This window comes from Geminocystis sp. NIES-3709, assembly GCF_001548115.1.
GTDB lineage: Bacteria > Cyanobacteriota > Cyanobacteriia > Cyanobacteriales > Cyanobacteriaceae > Geminocystis.
Genome location: NZ_AP014821.1, coordinates 1,603,562 through 1,622,369 on the forward strand (window position 1 = coordinate 1,603,562; position 18,808 = coordinate 1,622,369).

An 18,808-nucleotide genomic window follows, 5' to 3' on the forward strand; every position below is an offset into this window, starting at 1 on the left:
TTAAAAAAAATTAGATTCTAAAAATTTTTCAATAAACTTTGATGTAAATAATATTGTTCCCACGGCATATTATGATTAAAAGGATTTTTTACCTGTTTATATCCATGGAAGGTTAATAATTTGTTAAGAATTAATCTAAATTGGTAATCACACTCTAAGCTCAAAGCTAAAAAGGTATATTCATCAAAGGGAAAATGCTCTAAAACTTTTAATTCGCTACCTTCAATATCAAAAGCACCATAATCAATAACTTTCGGTGCATTATGTTTTCTCAAAAGTGCCTCTAGGGTGGTTGCTTGTTTTTGGACTTTTCGCCCTTTTGCCACTACTTCTGCACCCTGATACTTAAATTCTTCTAAATTAGCTTGAATGCCACTTAAATAAGCACTAACTGTTTCTATATCCCCTTCAATATATGTCACATTTTCAGTTTTATCTGCTAAACAAATATTTTCACAGATACTTTGAGGGCGATTAATTTTTAACTGTTGAAAAAAATCGTCATGGGGCTCAACACAAATTCCCTGCCAATTATATTCTGTTTCCAAAACATAGCAACTACTACCTGTTTTTCCATTTGCGGCACCTGCTTCTAAAAAGTAACCGTTTCTTTTATTAGGAAATACATATTCAGCTATCCATCGATCGTTTTTAGTTTCGTTATAGTATGGTATTCTTGAACCGATAATATTCGGTTTAATAGTTGTTGCTAATTCGAGGATTCGGCGATACCAAAATCTAGTTTTTGGATTGTCACCAAGAAAAAACCAAAATTGTCTGAGTTTATCTCTAAGTGTTTGATTATTTGATTGAGGAATTATTTTTGTCTCGTATTCGAGGGTATTTATCTGAGGTTGAGGAGAATTTAAGTCATATCCTAACTTTTTTGATACATCTGAGCAAATTTCCTCAAATTGCTGATGTAATTCTTCTGTCCAATTAGATGATCTCGCTAAAGGATCAAAACCAGTTTTATCGTAAATAGGTTCCCAATGTACATAATCTTTGTCTCCTTTATGGGTGGATGAACCAATTACAGGTAATGAGTTTAAGGCTTTTTCCGTGACTAAGTTTGGTGGGAGTCCAAGAAAATTAAAAATACGATCGCACTCGATCTTAGTATGATTAACCAGATTTTCATATTTAACAATCAGAAAATTATTAGACTTAGATTTCCATTGTTGTTGAAAATCAAGAATTCTTTGTCCACTATCTCTATAGTTTTCCATTGCTTTTTGGTAATCCCAATTAAAACTTTTGACACGAGACTCTGTCATATCTTTTCCATGGCGAATTAAAATGATTAGTTTGCTATCGGGAAATAACTCAAAGAAATTATCTAAACATTGTGTTGAGGGTGTTTTAGTAATATAAAATTTATCTGGATCATCCCCTGTAATGGTATCAAGTAAACCTTTTCCTAAGGAATAAAGTAATTGATTTCTTAATTCATTTCTCTTGATTTCTGGCCAATAATTTTCTAAACGAGAGGAGACAGTTTCTGCATAGGAAACTAAAAAAGAACTATCGGCGATTAACCAATCTTCGGGAGGAGTTTTACTATATTTAGTGCAATTCGGATGTAAAAGTAGCAAACTTTGAAGGAAATTTGTACCACTACGACCGCCAATACCGATAATAAAAACAGTTTTCATTTTTGTAATAGTTTTAATTAAAAGTTACAATAATCTGAAAGTATTATATTGTAAAGAAAATATCAAGATAGTAAATCTAAAATAACTTTAGGAATTTGAGAAATATCTGTGCCTAGTTCTAATATATAGCAGTCCACTTCTTTGACTAATTCAGACATAGTTTGTAACGCCGTTTTTCCCGTTCCTGATAGTTGAAAAAGAGTGCTAGGAGCAAGGGCTTTTAAGGCATTCATGGGGGTAGTTGGCTTAATTTTAGTGTCTTTTCCTCCCATAATTTGCGGTGCTAAAATGGCTTTAATGGGAAAACCTTTAACTATTTTATCTGGGTAATGTTGATGTAAAAAAATCATTGCTTTTTCTTCTTGTGAATAGTTAGGATTAGTAATTAAATCCACTAAGTGAGGAAATCTTTGAAAATCATTTGCACCTCTTAATTTAACGGTGTTGTAAAGACTATAAACATAAGGCTCAGGTTTTCGGGCAATGAGACAATAATCGTCACTGGCATAAGTTAACTCAGAATTGAGACAGGCAAGGGCGGAGGTTGATTTTCCTGAACCACCTTTCCCCGCAATTAGTACTCCTCCTTTAGCTGTGCCAACTGCTCCAGCATGGACATATTGACGATGATGATCTTGAGTCCACCAATTAAGAATTGTTTGTAAAGGTGAGCCATGTTCAAAGTAAGGAATTTGATTGGCGTTTTCTAGCCAATAAACTGCTAAATTTGCTTGTTTATCAAAAAAACTGAGAATATTTGGCCCAATATGATAAGCGGCTAAAATACGATCGCTATTAAACTCCTTAATTTCTTTTCTTGTGTCTAAAAATTCTGGCCAATTAACTTGAATTAACTCTGTAAGAAGGTTAACTAAGAAAGACATTTTTGTATTTGTTGAAACACTATCCCACAAACAAACGGTAAAATCAGGATTATTGACAGATTGGACTTCTAAATGTGCGATGGCAGAAGTAATTTTTTGTATTAAACCTTCACCGGCAAACCGTAAACAGACGATATAGCCTCCAATATCATAAAATCGTTTAATTGAACCTGTAACGGCTTCCGCCGTTTGAAAACTAATATAAACAGCTTGAAAAAAGGCAATACGATCGCTTTCTTGTAATGAAGAATTAGAGTCGATTTTTTGCTGATCAATTAAAGACCATAATAAACCATTAATTTCTTTAATATTCATAATGCTATAAATTTAATATTTGACTTAAAAATTATTTAATCTGAGGTGTTAATTTAACTTTTTTAATCAGAGCTAAATGTTCACGAACTGAATCACGCAAAATCTCTTTTACTAATTGTTGCCATTGAGGTAAATTTATTAAGTAATCTCGATCGAAATCTTGACCTTCTTCTTTACTGATATAGTTAAAAGATTTAATCCAAATATGAAAATTTTGAGAGGGCGAATGAGATGATTTATCCATTGCTTTTTGTAAATATTCCACCATTTTCTTAAAATCACCACTTTGATAAAAACTCCATGCTAACCAAATATATTTACTTTCATAGATTTCATCTTTTAATGGCAAAAGTTCTGGAGGAAAATTTGATAGACTAAAAAATTTATCAAGTCCTTTTAATAAATTCTCTGCTTGTTGTTGAACTTTATTAGTTGTATTTGTGCCATGTTTTCTATATCCTACTGTAACTTTTTTTAACCATTTACCTTCACAACCTTCTAATATTAATCTCGCACCAAGATCAAAATCTTCAGATTGACGTAATTCCTCATCAAATCCCCCAATTTTTACTAACCAATTACGTTTAAATATCATCGCACTAGGGCGTACAGGATTATAGAGTAACCAACTTGCCAGATTAAATTCAGGAACTTGTCGCCAAGGTAATCTTTCTTGTAATTTATTCCCAAATTCATTGACAATTTGCCAACCACTATGAACAAAACCGAGAGAAGATTGAGCTTCAAAATAAGCTATTTGTTCACTTAATTTTGTCGGTAATAAAAAAAAGTCATCGGCATCCAGAAATGCAATTAATTCTCCTTTTGCTTTTTCAATTCCGAAATTACGAGCTTTAGAAGCCCCTTGATTATCTTGATAAAAATAAGAAATTCGGTTTAAATAGGGTTTGATAATCGTTTTAGTATTATCGATCGAACCATCATCAATAACGATAATTTCTAAGTTACTATAAGTTTGACTAAAAACACTTTCTATGGCTTCAATAATGTATTTAGAGCAATTATAAGTAGGAATAACAACACTGAGAAAAGGTTGTTCTTTTAGGTTATTCATGATTGAGTTAATTTTATTTTTTAATTAATATTTGGGTGTTATATTTATTTTTTGTTTCTTCGCTAAATATTGACGAGTTTCTTGTTTTAAAAGATTTTTAATTAGCTGTTGCCATTCTTGGGAAATAATTAAATGTGTTCGGTTAAATTCTTTATTTTCTTCTTTACTGGTAACTTCTAAAAAATTAAGCCAAATACTAATTTTAGATGTGAGAGAATAATCAGAATTACTTAATGCTTTATTAAAATAATTTCCCATTTGTTCTAAATTACCCACATTATAAAAAGTCCATGCTAACCAAGTATATTTATGTTCATAAACCTTATTTTTTAATTGGTGAATTTCTAAAGGAACATCAGGTAAATTAAAAAATTGATCTAACACTTTTTCCACACATTCTGCCCTTTGTTGAGTTTTAAGAGTTGTGTTATTACTATGTTGTCTATAAGCAAGAGTAACTTTTTTTAACCAAACAGCTTTACATCCTTTTAACATTAATCTTAAAATCAGATCGCAGTCTTCAAACTGACGTAAACTATTATCAAATCCTCCTATTTTTAGTAACCAATCACGAGAAAACATCATCCCACTAGGAAGTGCAGGAGGCCCATTCAATAACCAAATATCAAGATTCATGTTAGGAAAATCTTGCCAAGGTTTTTTGTCCTTAATCTTATTACCATTTTCATCAACAATTTGCCAACCACTATGAACAATACCCAAATAAGGCTCTGTTTCAAAATAGGTAACTTGTTCACTTAATTTTGTAGGTAATAAAAAAAAATCATCAGCATCCAGAAATGCAATTAATTCTCCTTTCGCTTTTTCAATTCCAAGATTACGAGCTTTAGAAGCCCCTTGATTCTCTTGATAAAAATAGTAAATTCGGTTTAAATAGGGTTCGATAATGGTTTTAGTATCATCCGTTGAGCCATCATCAATAACGATAATTTCTAGGTTTTGATAACTTTGACTAAAAACACTTTCTATGGCTTCAATAATGTATTTAGAACAATTGTACGTAGGAATAATAATACTAACCAAAAATTTTTTACTTAAATAATTCATAGTAAAATTTAATATTTTATCAATAGTTTTCCTATTCTTAAAAATAGTGATTTAAGTTTAAGTTCACGATGGGAAGCAGGGATACGATAATTGATTAATTCATAATCAGAAATTGGCATTTTAAATAAACTAGATAAAACCCAATCAGGAATTTTTACTTCTAAAATGTTTGATAAAAAACAGAGCATATTTCTCACTGGAATAATTAGCTCATACCTCTGAGTTTTATTCACTAAATCAACCCAATTACAATGATTTTTAATTATCATCATAGCATCAGTTATTTTAGTTGCTGATAGGCGATTATAGTTTTGATTAGCTTTTAAACAACTGATTAAAAAACGATCAACTGAATTTAAAATTTTGGTGGGAATTTTAGCAATATTTTGTTCAGTTGTATTAAGCCAGAGTTGCTCATTTATATATTCTTGAGGTTCAACTGTAAAAATTCTATATTTTAAACAGAGAAGTTGTTGTTGATCATTTTTCCACATTAATTCATTATGTAAAACTTGATTATTCTGAGTTTGCCAACCTAGATTTAATAAAATTTTATTAGCTTTTTCTAAATTTTTTTCTTTGATTAAAATTCCTATATTTTTAATTATTTTATTACCATAATCTTGATAATCATTACTTACTAAGGCTAAATCATCAAAACAAATAAAGTCAATTTTGAAGTCTGCAAAAACTTGGGCTATTTTAAAAAAAGAAGATATAAAAAGTTGATTTTTAGTCCAGTTATAACGATTAATGCCTTTTAATCTTGGCAAATGTTGACTTTCAATTTTATTATCAATTAAATTACGATATAAAAGTCCTAATAAAGAGTTAGATTCAGAGTCTAAAGTATCAATATCTACTAAATTAATCCATTCTCGATAGGCATTAATGGCTTTTTCACCTTTTAATAGTGATGCTTTTAATAATAATTGTTGTTCATGAGTGGGCCAAAATTGATGATTATAAATATTTGCTATCATTTAATTTTCCTCTAAAAAATGAGCATATTTAGTTTGACTAATAGCATTATAAATTTCTTCATAATTTTCGATCGAATCGGAGAGATTATCTGTTGATATACGAGTTAATTTTGCCGTTACGGGAAAACATTTAACTCCTAGATATTCAAAAATTATATTTAAAGTTTCCTGATGGTGTTCTGTGGGTAATAAATGATCTTCATAGGTAATTTCTAAATGAGGAATTTCTTGTAAAAGCTCTTTTTCTTTTTGTAAACTATTTTCCAGATTTTGTATTTCTTCGATCTTTTTGGAGAGTAAAAGATTATTCATCATTTTGTTTTTGATTTCTACGTCGATCGAGGGATGTTTTAATTGCTCTAGCAAAATCTTTCCGTGATTCTTTTTCTCTAATTCCCATATTATTTTTATGAATTCTCCTTTTAGTGACAATTTCAGTGAGCATAGATGTTTTCAGATTTTTGTCTTTTAATTTTAAGTACCAATCAATAAAATCTGCTACTTTTAAAGAGGTATTAAATAAACCGACATAATTAAATACTTCACGTTTAACTAGCATTGTTCCTTTAAAATAACCCGGTATTATTTCGACTCTTATTTTAAGACTTTTTTTCTCTGCTTCGTCTAATTCAGGACTAATAAATTGTTGAACATTACCAAATACTACATCTATTTCTGATTCAGTGTTAAATACTTCCATTTGAAGGTTTAATTTTTCAGGTATCCATAAATCATCGGCATCTAGGAAAGCAATAAAATCTCCTTGACTAAGATTTATTCCATAATTAAGAGTTGCACTAATACCATCATGGGTTTTATAGAAATATTTAATTTGGGGTAAAAAACTTTGAGCAATTTCGGCAGTGCGATCTGTTGAACCATCATCAACGATAATGATTTCAATGGGTTGATAAGTTTGAGCTAAAATACTTTCTATGGTTTCGGCTAAGTACCGATCACCATTATAAACACCGATAATGACGCTGATTAAAGGATTAATTTTGGTCATAGATTTTGTTCTGAATACGTTTACGAGCGATCGATGCTCTGATAATCTGAAATAATTCTTGCTTCATCTCTTTAGTTTGGTAAGATAAATTACTGGAATGTATTCGACGACGGAAAAGAATATCAGGTATTATGTTCATCTTTATTCCTAAATGATTTGCCCGAAAAAACCAATCAGAATCATTCCCATGTTTATACTTAGTGTCAAAGTAACCGACTTCCTCCATTACGGTTTTACGAACTACCAAAGCACTGGTAATATAAGCAGGAATTTTTGAATCTTGACTACTTGTAATTATTGCCCACGAAGGAAATTTATCTACTCCATCTTGAAAATTAACCATGTGACAGATTGTGTAACCTACTTTCGGATTATTCTCTAAATAAGTAACCTGTTGAAATAATTTATCGGGCATCCAAATATCATCAGCATCTAAAAAAGCGAGATATTCTCCTTTTGCTTGATGAATACCAGTATTTTTGGCTTCACCATGCCCTTGATTGATTTGGTAGAAATACCGTACTTGTGGATAAGATTGTGCGATCGTACTTGTCTTATCTGTTGAACCATCGTCAATGACAATAATTTCAAAAGGTTTATAGCTTTGTCTTAATACACTTTCGATGGCTTCTGCTAAATATTTTTCGCCATTATAAACAGGGATAATGGCACTTACCAAATTTTTAATCATTATTTTAATTTTCTACGGGTTGATTTTCCGTTTTAATATTAGGCCATCCTGCCTCTTCGTCAACTTCATGAATAGGATCTAATAATAGTAATTCTTCCATGTCCGTATATTTTTCTAAAGTAGGCAAATCAAAACTTACTTTTTCTATATTTTCGGTTATTAATTCCTCATTTTGATTAACCGTTTCTCGATCGAAATTAACTAAGATTAATCCTTCATTTTTTAAAATATCAATAAATCCTGTCACTGCCCTAGCAATAGTTTCGGTGTCTCCATCATACTGTGCCAAAATTTCTGCTAGAATTTTCTCCGCCGAAAGTTCTCTTTCTACTGCATTCCAAATTTTTGCTCCGGACTTAACGACACTATAATAATCTCCTTTTTCTAAATTGACGATTACAACCTCACCATCGATAGTTTCAGCTACAACTTTAGAGCTATTTACTTGATAACTTTCCATTCTTTAATTTTTCTCCTTAGACTTTTCTCAAACTTGAAAAATTATAAATTACTTCGGTTGAGATTGTTAAATAGATAGATAGTTATTCCGGAAGCATCCAATTTTTGCACTAAGCACAAATACTTAGGGTTTGCTGAAAAAGTCTTTTGATGAGGGAAGGTGTTAGGTTTTAGGTTAAATAATGACAAGCTCTAAGCCCATTATCTAATAACGATTAAACTACAACAATATCTTGATTTGTCATCCCCAATCCAGTATTTAAAGTAGCGATTTGTATTGCCCCCGTTGCACCATTTCCATCGGAATCGAAGAAAAATGCACCATTACTAGAGTTATAGATGAAACGTTGAGAAGATGTGGTTGCCGATGAACCGACACGGAATTGATTTACTGGTAAAGTACCCAAGGATAAACCACCGCTAAAACCATTATGACGAACCAAAATAGTATCATCACTAACGCTAAAGTCTGTAATAGTATCAATTTCCTCATTAACGGAATTAAAACAGAAATAATCACCCCCAGTACCTCCCATAAGACTATCATTTCCTAATTCACCAGTGAGAGTGTCATTACCACCACGGCCATTGAGAGTATCATTTCCTTCTCCACCAGTTAGAAGGTTATTGAAATTATTGCTCGTAAGACTATTATTGAGAGTGTTTCCCGTACCGTTAATATTTGTTGTGCCTTCTAACACCAAATTTTCGACATTTGCTCCTAAAGTATAGGTGATAGTCGATCGAACCGTATCATTACCCTCATTTAACAACTCTACTAAGCTAAGACGCATTGATTTGGTATATAATTTAAGTCAGAAAAGATAAAACTTAGGTGTGATTTATGCCTTCTAAAAATTTTTTGTCAGAGGAAGAAAGAAAGTATCTACAAGATGCTTTAAAAATAGAAAAGAGATCGGAAGTCAGGGAAAGAATTTTAATATTTTTATTAGAGAATGATGGTAAAAATTATCAAGAAATAGCAGTTTTTTTGGGTTGTTCCCCCAAAACGGTGGCTTACTGGGCAGTTATGGTAATCCTAATAATGTAGATTCATTGCAAGATAAAAGAAGAAAAGGAAACCAAACAAAAGCAACGGATAAATATATTGAAAGATTATTAGAAGTAGTTGATAAAAATCCTGAAGATTTTGGATATGATTTTGGTCGATGGACGGGGCAAAGATTATCAGAACATTTGGAAAAAGAAACAGGAATTAAATTAAGCAAATCACAAGTAGTGAGGATATTAAAAAGAAAAAAGTATAGTTATATTTGGGGAAAATATAGTTTAGAAGACAAACAAAATCAAGAACAAAGAAAAGCATTTAAAGAAAAATTAGAACATTACATAGAAATAGGTAAAGAGAATCCTGAGTTAGTTCAAGTATGGTTTTGGGATGGGGCGTTTAAAGTGGCGAACTAAATTCGCCACACAGCCCCTCATGAATGTGGTTTTAGTTTAAGGGTGATAAGAAGAAAAACATGGACGAAAAAAGGAAAAAGAAAAAAGGTGAAGGGAGAAAGAAGAAGAGGAAGAGTAAATATCATGGGAGGAATAAGATATTCGGATAAAAAAAGAAGATGTTTTGTAATAAAAAAAGGTGATTCAGAAACGTTTTGTGAACAATTAAAAAAGTTATGGGAAGAAATAAAAAATGAATGGGTAAGTAAGGGAAATGATGAAAAAGATTTTAAAGAATGTGGTCCGAAAATAATCATAATATTAGACAACGCAAGTTTCCATAAAAAAAAGGAAATAGTAGAAAAAATAGAAAAAAATCTACCGAATATAAGACTAGAATATTTACCGGTATATAGTCCAGATTATAACTTAATAGAATTAGTGTGGCATTCGGCAAAGGAATATATAGCTTATAGAAACTTTGAAAATAAAGAACAGCTAGAAAAAACAGTAAATTACTTATTAAATGAAGGAGGTTTAGTAATTAATTGGAGTAAAAAATTTAAGAATAAGGGTGAATTAATCAATGTAAGTTAAATGCGTCTTAGCTTATGTCCAAAAGCGGTAGTTAAGTTTGTATTGAGACTGGGATTGAGAGAGGCTTTCAGCAGGAGTGCTTCAGCTTGGGCGATAGCTTGACTTAATTGAGTCATAATTTAGTTATTACAGTAACTCAAGATCTATAATTACAACCCTAACACTTTTTTCAGAAATGTAATAAACTATTTGTCCCTCAGATCACGAAATTGTAATAATTTTTTTAATTTGTTCACATTGATTTCCCTCAGCATTGATTTTGGGCGTTTTGATTATTGGGGATTGCTTTGTAACCCCATAATGACGGAGGGTTCGATCACGAAGTGCCACTTTTTAGTGATCGTGTAGCACCCTCTTTAGCGATCGATGTTGCTATAATCTAAGTATGCATATTTTTTAGAGTAATTAATTTATGACAACCACCTCAGAAGAAGTTTGGCAATTATTAAAAGAGTTAATTGAGGCTCAAAAAGAAACCGATCGTCGTTTTCAGCAAACTGAACGTCTTTTAAAAGAAAATGCTCAGGAAACCGATCATCGTTTTCAAGAAATTAAGGACAGTTTTGCCGAAACCAATCAACGTTTTCAAGAAACCGATCGACGTTTTCGAGAAACAGAAAGACTACTAAAAGAACAAAGTAAAAAAACCGATGAGCAAATCGGTAAATTAGGTAATCGTTTAGGAGAATTTGTTGAATGGCAAGTGCGTCCTGCTGTAGTTCGTCTATTTCAAGAAAGAGGTATTGATGTCCATGAGTTTTTCCCTGATGTATCGGTAAAAAGGGCGACTGGTGGGTTACAGATTGATTTATTGGTAGTTAATGAAACCGAAGCGATTTTAGTGGAAGTCAAAAGCAAACTCTCTCAAACAGATGTGGATGAGCATTTAGAGAGGTTAGGTAAATTTAAAGAATTAATGCCCCGTTATGGAGATGTAAACGCATTAGGGGCAGTGGCGGGAATGATTGTACCTGATGACATTGGAAGTTATGCTTATCGTAAAGGTTTATATGTGTTGGCTCAATCTGGGGAAAATGTGGTTATTTTGAATGATAAGAAATTTAAACCAAGGGTGTGGTAATAAAAGTTCGGGCGAGCAGCGTGCCTTTGGCATCGTTTTTTAGAGAGTTTGAGTTTAAAGATTGCTTCGTTACCTCGCAATGACAAGATGAGGGCAGTTCGATCGTTTATAGGGAGTTCGATCGTCTGTAGAAATGTGCCGAATAGTTTATCCATTAGATATAGACTATAATCAAATCTGGTTTATTTTCAGCAACTTTGTTTAAATCAAATGTTACAAACTCCTCCAAAAATTAACAGAACAATTCTTTTATCATTGGGTGAAGATGGTTACTATGTAGTTGAAGTTCCTAGTTTACCTGGTTGCATCAGTCAGGGAAAAACTCGTGAAGAAGCAATCTCTAATATACAAGAAGCGATGGAACTTTATATTGAGTCTTTAATTCAGGATGGGGAATTAATCCCTGAAGATCGTTATGAGGTAATCAAAATTTAGCTATGCCTTCATTACCCGTTATTTCTGGGAAAAAGTGTGTTAGGGCTTTAGAAAAAATTGATTTTATTGTTCATTCCCAAAAAGGAAGTCATATTATTTTAGGGCTTTGTTGCATGAATGATAGATTCAACTCCTTTTGCGTATAAAATAATAACATCTCCTATGGTCTCAAGATAAAAACATTGACTATGAAACAAAAATATCATCTGAGAAATTGGTCGGAATATGATCAAGGCTTAAAACAAAGAGGTAGTCTCACATTTTGGATTTCTGAGGAGGCACTATCTCATTGGTTAGTAACAGAAAAATCTGGAAGAAAAGGGGCTAGTTATTACTTTTCCTCTCAGGCAATACTCACTTTTCTCATGATTAAATCTTTGTTTCAATTACCTGGCAGACAAACCGAGGGTTTTCTTGAATCACTTTTTTCCTTGATGGGAATTGATTTACCTGTACCAGATCATAGTACCGTTTCTCGTCGAACAAAAAAACTAGATGTAGCTTTGCCCCTAGAGAAAACCGCCGGTTCACGTCATGTGGTCATTGATTCGACGGGAGTGAAAGTTTATGGGGAGGGGGAATGGAAAACTAGACAGCATGGTGTAAGTAAAAGAAGAACATGGCGAAAATTACATTTAGCAGTAGATGAAAAAACAGGAGAAATTCTAGTAGCGGAGGTAACGACAAATGATTGTCATGACAGTGATGTGCTGGAGAGTTTATTAGAAATCATCGAGGGAGAAATAGAGCAAGTATCCACCGATAGTGCTTACGACAAAAGAAAATGTTATCAAGCAATAGAAGAAAGAGGGGCAAAAGCAATAATACCACCACAAAAAAATGCTCAAAAATGGTCAGATATGGATGGGGACAGAAATAAAAATATTGAAAGAATAGAAGAAATAGGAAGAAAAGAATGGAAAGAAGAAAGTGGCTATCATCGACGTTCTATTTCGGAAACAACAATGTTTAGGTTAAAAACAATATTTGGAGGCAAAGTAAGTAGTCGAGATTTTGACAATCAGGCAGTAGAGTTATTTGTTCAATGTCTGTTGTTAAATAGAATGATAAAAATTGCTAAACCAGATAGCTATATAGTTAATAACGGATAAATATAAGGTTTGTGGTCGCACCTGTTGAAACAAAATTCACTATTTATTAATTCATGCAACAAAGCCTAGAAAAAGCTAAAAGCTAATTCCTACTATCATTCCTCAACTTTAGATGTATCAAGTGCTTATGAACCATGCGATCGTTATTGAAAATCTCGGAAAACAATATTTAGTCCACCATAAAAATAAGCCTAAAACCATTATGGAATCAGTATTGTCAGGATTTAAACATTTAAAACCATCGGAAACATTTTGGGCTTTAGAAGATGTTAATTTTACGGTTAATTTTGGGGAAATGTTGGGCATCATGGGAAAAAATGGTTCAGGAAAATCAACTTTATTAAGATTAATTGGTAATATCGGCAAACCCGATAAAGGAAAAATACAGGTTAATGGACAAGTTCGCGCTTTATTAGATTTAGGGGCAGGTTTTCATCCTGATTTGACGGGCCGAGAAAATATTTTTGTCGGGGGAATTATTGCTGGTTTGACGAAAAAAGAAGTTAAACAACGTTTTGATGCGATCGTTGATTTTGCCGAATTATGGGAATTTATTGATAATCCACTGAGAACTTATAGTTCAGGTATGACAATGCGTTTAGCTTTTTCTGTAGCAATACATACTGAACCTAACATACTCTTGATTGATGAACATTTATCAGTGGGAGATACAAAATTTAGACAAAAATGTGAAAATAAAATTCTTGAACTTAAAAATAATGATTGTGCTATTGTTTATGTTTCTCAAAGTCCAGCACAAATACAACAATTTTGCGATCGTGCTTTATGGTTAAATCAAGGTATAGTAATGAATTATGGTATTGCTCAAGATGTAGCCAAACAATATTTAGCCTCTATTCATAATCAAAATAAAGGACAAAATGACATATTTAACTACGAAAATCAGCAAAAAATTTCTATTACTAATATTACACTTATTCCTGATAGTGAAATTGAAACAGGTTCATATTTAACCGTTAGGATTCGATATGAGGTTAAAGAAATAGTTGATAATTTTGTGATTAAATTAAATATTAGTAATGATGAAGGACAGATTTGTTGTGCGGTAGAGAAAGTAAGAAGTAGTTTTTCTCAAATTATCAAAGAGGGAGAGGAATTAATTACCATTAACTTTGCACGATTAGATTTAAGTGAAGGACAATATTTTGTCAATGTATTTTTGGTTGAATCAGAGACTCAGTATATTTATGATCATCATCGTAATATTAATTCATTAACCATTAATTCTACAATTAAAACTAATGCTATTATTTGTCCTCCAAATACTTGGGAATTTATGAATAATTAGTAATGAATAAAAATAGTAAAGGGGATATTTTTTCATTAAATAAACATCTAATATATCGTTGGGATTTAATTTATTGTTTAGTTGATAGAAACATAAAAATTCTTTATAAACGTTCTAGTTTAGGAATATTATGGATGTTAATTAAACCTTTATTAACCTTGTGTATATATGGTTTTGTTTTTCGTTCTATCATACCCGTAAAACTACCTTTTTTTACTTCCTATGTTTTTACAGGTTTACTTTTTTGGAATTGGTTTAATAATAGCGTTAGTCAATGTACTGGAGTCATCGTTCAGAATGTCAATTTGATTAAACAACCTTATTTTCCTATTAATATTTTACCTATTGTTATTGTTATTACTGAGTGGATTCATTTATTATTAGCAATTCCCATTTTATTTTTCTTTATTTTATGGGAATCCGTACCATTAGAACCTGTTATTTTTCTTTTACCTTTTTTGATGTTATTACAATTTACATTGATTTTAAGTATCGGTTGTGTTTTAGCGGCCATTAATGTCACTTTTAGAGATACTCAACATACTGTGAGCATCTTATTACAGATGTTAATGTATTTAAGTGGAATTTTCTACGATATAAATACTCTAAAACCAGAATATCAGAGTTTACTTTACTTAAATCCAATGGTTCATTTACTTAATTCTTATCGTTCTATCATTATTTATGGTGAATTTCCGTCTTTATTTAATTTAGTTTATCTTTGTTTATTAAGTGTCTGTTTATTACCGATCGGTATTTGGATATTTAGGAAACAAAGTTGTTATTTTGTCGAAGAATTATAGAATCCATTAGACATCTCGTTCAAAAATTGACAAAAGCGATTCGGTGTTATTCTATAAATAGTTGGTTTAGACTTTTTCAGATAAAATAAATAGTAATTCTTTAACGGTTAAGGGAAATTTTGGGTCAATTTTCAAAACTAAGATTTTTGAAATAAAAAGTAATAAATAATAATCTTAATTCTTAAATTGTTAATGGATAAACAATATGAGTATGTTACCCGATCGAGTTTTGAGGGCAATCGCTCCTTTATTACAGGAAATCAGTTTTAACGCTGGTGAAATTATCGTTGTTTCTGATGAACAGATCGATCGATTATATATTTTACAAGAGGGACAAGTAGAAATTCAGGGAAAAACTGAAAACTATTGTTTACTAACAGGATCGATCGTCAATTTAAAAGAAATTTTATTACAACAACCGGCAAAAAATACCGTTAAAACTTTAACACAAGCAAAATTTTTGTATCTTGGCACCGACAAATTTAGGGATTTAATACAACAATATCCTGAAGTTAGTCAAATATTTTCGCAACAATTAGCCCAAGAAATAGATGAATTATCATCTCAACTAATCTTTGAACAAGAAAGACAAAGTATTTTACGTCCTTATCTTATCACTAAAGCAAAACGAGGCATTATCGGCAAAAGTCGTTATGCAGTTAGACTGCGACAAGATGTGAAAAAAGCCACAGATGATCAAGGTTCAGTATTAATTTTTGGTGAGCCCGGATTGGAAAAAGATAATCTAGCGGCTTTGATTCATTATAGTTCATCCACTCGACGAGAAGCGATCATCAAAGTTGATTGCGGTACATTACAAGCCAGTGGATCTGAATTATTTGGACGAGAAGGCGGAAAACTTGGACTAATTGAGGCATTGGGAAAGGGTACTTTAATTTTGAATAATATTCAGGATTTGCCCTCAGAATTGTTAAATCCCGTTGTACAATTGTTGAAAACTCAAACTTATATTTCTGTCAATCGATCGAGTACTCCTCCTGCTCAAAAAATTTGTCAAGCACGTTTAATTCTCATCAGCGAAAAAACCATTAGCCCGATTAATAGCCTCGTTTCTCATCTCATTAAAGTTCCCCCTTTACGAGTTAGAAAAAGTGATTTAGCCGATCAAATTAATTATTATATAAGTATCATTTCTCGTAGAAAAAGAATCAATAAACCCCACATTACACCAGAAGCCTTAAGAAAATTACAAGGGTATGATTTTCCTAATAATTTACGAGAGTTACAAAATCTTACAGAACGGGCGATCGTGCAATTATCAGGAGAAAGTGAATTAACAGAAGAAATTATCTGGCCTTCTAAAAGCAAAAAACAACAATTTCGCCTTAACTTACTCAATGCTTATCCTCGTTTACGGTACTTTCTTCGTAGTGCTTGGTGGCCCGATCGAATTAACTATGGTATTACTTTAACTGCTTTTCCTATTATCATCGCCATTTTATTTTTTGGTCCTCAAACCCGTGATCAAAACTTTGCGCTCAATCTATTTTGGGCGTGGTGGTGGCCTTTAATTCTCATCGGATTTCCTTTTGTGGGGAGGTTGTGGTGTTCTGTTTGTCCCTTTATGATTTATGGAGAAGTTACTCAAAAATTATCAGTTTGGTTATTTCCTAATCATCAACTAAAATCTTGGCCTCGAGAGACGGCCGAAAAATGGGGCGGATGGTTTTTATTTGGTCTTTTTACCTTAATTTTATTATGGGAAGAACTTTGGGAGTTACCTAATACTGCTTATCTTTCTGCTTGTTTGTTACTCCTCATTACTGCTGGTGCGATGATTTGTTCAGCTATCTTTGAAAGACGTTTTTGGTGTCGTTATCTTTGCCCTATCGGTGGGATGAATGGAATGTTTGCTAAACTTTCTATGACAGAATTACGTGCTCAACAGGGTACTTGCTCGGCAGAATGTACTACCTATCAATGTTATAAAGGTGGCCCACAAAAAGGAGAAGGATTAGAAACTAACGGTTGTCCTTTATATTCCCATCCTGCCCAATTACAAGATAATCGTGATTGTGTATTATGTATGACTTGTTTAAAAGCTTGTCCCCATCGTTCTGTTAAATTAAATCTTCGCCCTCCGGGTATCGAATTATGGACAACTCATCAACCACGTCTCTATGAAGTTGCCTTATTATTTCTACTACTCGATACGGTATTTTTACACAAATTACCTGAAATTAATACTATTCTCAGCTTGGGGTTAGATTTAACTAATTTTTGGATACATTTAAGTTTTTCGATCGTAATCTTAAGTTTACCTGTGATTTTGCCTTTGATGGGTTACGGAATCATAAAATTAGCATTTTATTGGAATAAAAAGACTTTATGTCGCTCTTTTGTGGAATTAGCTTATGGCTATTTACCATTGGCTTTAATGGCTAATCTTGCCTATTATCTACCGTTAGGATTAGGAGAAGGTGGTCGTATTTTACCCCTAACTATGGCGACTTTTGGCTTAAATGGCGGCAATTTGCCCATATTTGTCGCTCATCCCGCAGTAATTACATTTTTACAAGGAGTTAGTTTAATTTTTGGCGTAATTTGTGCCATAATCCTTTCTCAAAAAATATCCCGTCAATCTTTTCGATCGTTTATACCACAACACTTATCAATAATTGGTTTAGGTATTCTCTTTTGGTGGATAGTATAAAACAATAACCCTATTTAGAGTTTACTCAAAAAGTTTTTTGGTGGGGAGAAGGTGTTAAGTATTGGATGTTAGGTTAAATACTTATAAATCAAGGTGTTTAGTCTAATTCTTAGCTTTATAAAGTAATTATGGTAAAACAAAGAAAAAAATCAGATTTTCCCAGTAAAATATGCTCTGTTTGTGGATTATCTTTTACATGGCGTAAAAAATGGTCAAAATGTTGGGATGAAGTCAAATACTGTTCAGAAAAATGTCGAAGAAATAAATCTTAATTTTCCATTATTTCATCAACTTTTTAGGACATAGCTAACATTTTCTGAATCGGTTTTAAGGCTTTTACTCGAATATTTTCAGGAATATTAATCTCGGGAGTCCGATTTTTCAACGCTAAATAAACTTTTTCGAGGGTATTCAATCTCATATAAGGGCATTCATTACAAGCACAGTTACTCTCAGGAGGTGCAGGAATAAATAACTTTTGGGGTGCATCTTTTTCCATTTGATGAATTATACCCGGTTCTGTGGCAATAATAAACTCTAAAGAATTACTTTGTAAGGCATATTTTAATAAAGCAGTAGTTGAACCAATATAGTCTGCATGACGTAAAATAGCAGTTTCGCATTCTGGATGAGCTAAAATTTCTGCTTGAGGATGTTGGACTTTTAACTGAACAATTTTTTTCTCAGAAAAAGTCTCATGAACAATACAACTACCATCCCATAAAACCATATCTCGTCCAGTTTGTTCCATCACATAACGTCCTAAATTTTTGTCGGGGGCGAAAATAATGGGTTGATTTTTCGGTATTTGTTGCACAATTTTAACAGCATTCGAGCTGGTGCAAATAATATCACTTAAGGCTTTGATTTCAGCACTACAATTAATATAAGAAATAACAATATGATCGGGATATTGGGCTTTAAACTCGGCAAATTTATCGGCTGGACAACTATCTGCCAAAGAGCATCCCGCATTTAAGTCTGGTAATAATACTAATTTATCAGGATTGAGAATTTTGGCGGTTTCTGCCATAAAATGTACTCCTGCAAATAAAATTACATCAGCAGAAGTCGTTGCCGCTTGTTGTGACAATCCTAGTGAATCCCCGATATAATCTGCTATGTCTTGAATATCTCCTTCTTGGTAATAATGGGCTAAAATCACCGCATTTAGTTCTTTTTTCATTTGCTCGATCGAGCTAAATAAATCTTGAGGAATGGATGAGGGAGCAATATTTGCAGTAAACACCATTA

Annotated in this window: 18 protein-coding genes and 1 pseudogene; 8 read left to right on the forward strand and 11 right to left on the reverse strand. The window is 32.2% G+C overall.

Translation table 11 applies throughout. The annotated features are described in order from the left end of the window. Window positions 1-17 precede the first annotated feature (17 nt). The 10 genes from GM3709_RS19635 to GM3709_RS06870 all read right to left on the reverse strand — a co-directional run bounded on the left by GM3709_RS19635 (window position 18) and on the right by GM3709_RS06870 (window position 8,933). Window positions 18-1,655, reverse strand: a complete 1,638-nt coding sequence (locus GM3709_RS19635; RefSeq protein WP_082712954.1) for a sulfotransferase — start codon at window positions 1,653-1,655, stop codon at window positions 18-20. Between the two features lie 62 nt (window positions 1,656-1,717). Further along, window positions 1,718-2,854, reverse strand: coding sequence for a hypothetical protein (locus tag GM3709_RS06830; RefSeq protein ID WP_197671871.1), 1,137 nt, complete (start codon window positions 2,852-2,854; stop codon window positions 1,718-1,720). Window positions 2,855-2,885: 31 nt separating this feature from the next. Then, window positions 2,886-3,929 (reverse strand): glycosyltransferase, encoded by a 1,044-nt coding sequence (locus tag GM3709_RS06835; RefSeq protein WP_066117642.1) that lies wholly within the window; start codon window positions 3,927-3,929, stop codon window positions 2,886-2,888. A gap of 24 nt (window positions 3,930-3,953) precedes the next feature. After that, window positions 3,954-4,997, reverse strand: coding sequence for a glycosyltransferase (locus tag GM3709_RS06840; RefSeq protein WP_066117645.1), 1,044 nt, complete (start codon window positions 4,995-4,997; stop codon window positions 3,954-3,956). Window positions 4,998-5,005: 8 nt separating this feature from the next. Continuing rightward, on the reverse strand, window positions 5,006-5,980 hold the full coding sequence (locus GM3709_RS06845) for a nucleotidyltransferase family protein (RefSeq protein WP_066117649.1): 975 nt from the start codon (window positions 5,978-5,980) through the stop codon (window positions 5,006-5,008). Further along, window positions 5,981-6,295, reverse strand: a complete 315-nt coding sequence (locus GM3709_RS06850; RefSeq protein ID WP_144439416.1) for a hypothetical protein — start codon at window positions 6,293-6,295, stop codon at window positions 5,981-5,983. After that, window positions 6,285-6,989 carry a glycosyltransferase gene (locus tag GM3709_RS06855; protein ID WP_066117655.1) on the reverse strand — a complete coding sequence of 235 codons (705 nt, stop codon included), beginning with the start codon at window positions 6,987-6,989 and terminating at the stop codon, window positions 6,285-6,287. Before GM3709_RS06855 ends, GM3709_RS06850 begins: the two co-directional genes overlap by 11 nt. Beyond that, entirely contained in the window at window positions 6,976-7,680 is a 705-nt protein-coding gene (locus GM3709_RS06860) for a glycosyltransferase family A protein (protein ID WP_066117658.1), read from the reverse strand. The genes GM3709_RS06855 and GM3709_RS06860 overlap by 14 nt, the downstream gene beginning before the upstream one ends. A gap of 4 nt (window positions 7,681-7,684) precedes the next feature. Further along, a complete protein-coding gene (locus GM3709_RS06865; protein WP_066117661.1) occupies window positions 7,685-8,140 on the reverse strand; it encodes a PqqD family peptide modification chaperone in 456 nt (151 codons plus the stop codon). Window positions 8,141-8,354: 214 nt separating this feature from the next. Next, complete coding sequence (locus GM3709_RS06870; protein WP_066117664.1) at window positions 8,355-8,933, reverse strand: calcium-binding protein; 579 nt, start codon at window positions 8,931-8,933, stop codon at window positions 8,355-8,357. A gap of 50 nt (window positions 8,934-8,983) precedes the next feature. Here GM3709_RS06870 and GM3709_RS19020 point away from each other — a divergent pair. The 8 genes and pseudogenes from GM3709_RS19020 to GM3709_RS19025 all read left to right on the forward strand — a co-directional run bounded on the left by GM3709_RS19020 (window position 8,984) and on the right by GM3709_RS19025 (window position 17,826). Further along, a pseudogene (locus GM3709_RS19020) lies at window positions 8,984-10,140 on the forward strand (IS630 family transposase). Between the two features lie 412 nt (window positions 10,141-10,552). Further along, window positions 10,553-11,221, forward strand: a complete 669-nt coding sequence (locus tag GM3709_RS06885) for an NERD domain-containing protein (RefSeq protein ID WP_066117667.1) — start codon at window positions 10,553-10,555, stop codon at window positions 11,219-11,221. A 210-nt stretch (window positions 11,222-11,431) separates the two neighbouring features. Then, complete coding sequence (locus GM3709_RS06890) at window positions 11,432-11,656, forward strand: type II toxin-antitoxin system HicB family antitoxin (RefSeq protein WP_066117669.1); 225 nt, start codon at window positions 11,432-11,434, stop codon at window positions 11,654-11,656. 188 nt (window positions 11,657-11,844) lie between these two features. Next, complete coding sequence (locus tag GM3709_RS06895) at window positions 11,845-12,768, forward strand: IS5 family transposase (RefSeq protein WP_066117675.1); 924 nt, start codon at window positions 11,845-11,847, stop codon at window positions 12,766-12,768. 112 nt (window positions 12,769-12,880) lie between these two features. After that, on the forward strand, window positions 12,881-14,077 hold the full coding sequence (locus GM3709_RS06900; protein ID WP_082712955.1) for an ABC transporter ATP-binding protein: 1,197 nt from the start codon (window positions 12,881-12,883) through the stop codon (window positions 14,075-14,077). A gap of 2 nt (window positions 14,078-14,079) precedes the next feature. Continuing rightward, window positions 14,080-14,880: an ABC transporter permease gene (locus GM3709_RS06905; protein ID WP_082712956.1), complete on the forward strand. Its 801-nt coding sequence runs from the start codon at window positions 14,080-14,082 to the stop codon at window positions 14,878-14,880. Window positions 14,881-15,085: 205 nt separating this feature from the next. Beyond that, complete coding sequence (locus GM3709_RS06910; protein WP_066117681.1) at window positions 15,086-17,554, forward strand: sigma 54-interacting transcriptional regulator; 2,469 nt, start codon at window positions 15,086-15,088, stop codon at window positions 17,552-17,554. A gap of 128 nt (window positions 17,555-17,682) precedes the next feature. Continuing rightward, window positions 17,683-17,826, forward strand: coding sequence for a DUF2256 domain-containing protein (locus GM3709_RS19025; protein WP_071828024.1), 144 nt, complete (start codon window positions 17,683-17,685; stop codon window positions 17,824-17,826). A gap of 23 nt (window positions 17,827-17,849) precedes the next feature. Here GM3709_RS19025 and nadA read toward each other — a convergent pair whose 3' ends face one another. Beyond that, window positions 17,850-18,806, reverse strand: a complete 957-nt coding sequence (gene nadA / locus GM3709_RS06915; RefSeq protein ID WP_066117685.1) for a quinolinate synthase NadA — start codon at window positions 18,804-18,806, stop codon at window positions 17,850-17,852. Window positions 18,807-18,808 lie beyond the last annotated feature (2 nt).

Excerpts from the sequence above, each read along its gene's own strand:
- GM3709_RS19635 (WP_082712954.1), bottom strand. The coding sequence starts at position 1,655 with ATGAAAACTGTTTTTATTATCGGTATTGGCGGTCGTAGTGGTACAAAT.
- GM3709_RS06830 (WP_197671871.1), bottom strand. The coding sequence starts at position 2,854 with ATGAATATTAAAGAAATTAATGGTTTATTATGGTCTTTAATTGATCAG.
- GM3709_RS06835 (WP_066117642.1), bottom strand. The coding sequence starts at position 3,929 with ATGAATAACCTAAAAGAACAACCTTTTCTCAGTGTTGTTATTCCTACT.
- GM3709_RS06840 (WP_066117645.1), bottom strand. The coding sequence starts at position 4,997 with ATGAATTATTTAAGTAAAAAATTTTTGGTTAGTATTATTATTCCTACG.
- GM3709_RS06845 (WP_066117649.1), bottom strand. The coding sequence starts at position 5,980 with ATGATAGCAAATATTTATAATCATCAATTTTGGCCCACTCATGAACAA.
- GM3709_RS06850 (WP_144439416.1), bottom strand. The coding sequence starts at position 6,295 with ATGATGAATAATCTTTTACTCTCCAAAAAGATCGAAGAAATACAAAAT.
- GM3709_RS06855 (WP_066117655.1), bottom strand. The coding sequence starts at position 6,989 with ATGACCAAAATTAATCCTTTAATCAGCGTCATTATCGGTGTTTATAAT.
- GM3709_RS06860 (WP_066117658.1), bottom strand. The coding sequence starts at position 7,680 with ATGATTAAAAATTTGGTAAGTGCCATTATCCCTGTTTATAATGGCGAA.
- GM3709_RS06865 (WP_066117661.1), bottom strand. The coding sequence starts at position 8,140 with ATGGAAAGTTATCAAGTAAATAGCTCTAAAGTTGTAGCTGAAACTATC.
- GM3709_RS06870 (WP_066117664.1), bottom strand. The coding sequence starts at position 8,933 with ATGCGTCTTAGCTTAGTAGAGTTGTTAAATGAGGGTAATGATACGGTT.
- GM3709_RS06885 (WP_066117667.1), top strand. The coding sequence starts at position 10,553 with ATGACAACCACCTCAGAAGAAGTTTGGCAATTATTAAAAGAGTTAATT.
- GM3709_RS06890 (WP_066117669.1), top strand. The coding sequence starts at position 11,432 with ATGTTACAAACTCCTCCAAAAATTAACAGAACAATTCTTTTATCATTG.
- GM3709_RS06895 (WP_066117675.1), top strand. The coding sequence starts at position 11,845 with ATGAAACAAAAATATCATCTGAGAAATTGGTCGGAATATGATCAAGGC.
- GM3709_RS06900 (WP_082712955.1), top strand. The coding sequence starts at position 12,881 with ATGTATCAAGTGCTTATGAACCATGCGATCGTTATTGAAAATCTCGGA.
- GM3709_RS06905 (WP_082712956.1), top strand. The coding sequence starts at position 14,080 with ATGAATAAAAATAGTAAAGGGGATATTTTTTCATTAAATAAACATCTA.
- GM3709_RS06910 (WP_066117681.1), top strand. The coding sequence starts at position 15,086 with ATGAGTATGTTACCCGATCGAGTTTTGAGGGCAATCGCTCCTTTATTA.
- GM3709_RS19025 (WP_071828024.1), top strand. The coding sequence starts at position 17,683 with ATGGTAAAACAAAGAAAAAAATCAGATTTTCCCAGTAAAATATGCTCT.
- nadA (WP_066117685.1), bottom strand. The coding sequence starts at position 18,806 with ATGGTGTTTACTGCAAATATTGCTCCCTCATCCATTCCTCAAGATTTA.